A 463-nucleotide genomic window follows, 5' to 3' on the forward strand; every position below is an offset into this window, starting at 1 on the left:
GTCCGATTCGGATTGTCTGTGTCATTGCCATACAGAATTTCCAGACGAAAACCTCTCTTTGATTGTTCGGTCCTTCCAAGACGGGAGCGACCATTCAGTTGCTTGTCTTCTTCCTGCTCTGCGTCTGTTTCAGCTTCTTTGACTTTTTGCTCCACCTTTTCGGCAATCTTCTCCAGCTGTTTTGCACTTACACGTTCAGCCGGAGCTTTCATTTCTTTCAATGTTTCCTCATCTAATTCAATCATTTCTTCGATGAGTTGAAATGTCTTTTGAAGGTTTTCCTGCAGCTTTTCTTCATATTTTTTTGTTGCCTTTTTCCAGACAAACGTGTACTTATTGGCGTTTGCCTCGATCTTTGTGCCGTACATGAAGTAGTTTTCCATCGTGATATATTTTTGTTCCAATAAAAGCTTGATGAGTTCGGTAAAAAGAGGCTCGATCATGTCTTTCATCCGTTCCGAAC

At 41.5% G+C, this 463-nt stretch carries 1 pseudogene; it reads right to left on the minus strand.

Features of this window, described 5'->3' with window-relative positions:
• Positions 1-443: pseudogene (locus tag GBH70_RS16490) on the minus strand (hypothetical protein); the annotation flags it as partial.
• Between the last annotated feature and the right edge of the window lie 20 nt (positions 444-463).

The sequence above is a fragment of the Weizmannia acidilactici genome (assembly GCF_008974225.1).
Taxonomy (GTDB): Bacteria; Bacillota; Bacilli; order Bacillales; family Bacillaceae_C; genus Weizmannia; species Weizmannia acidilactici.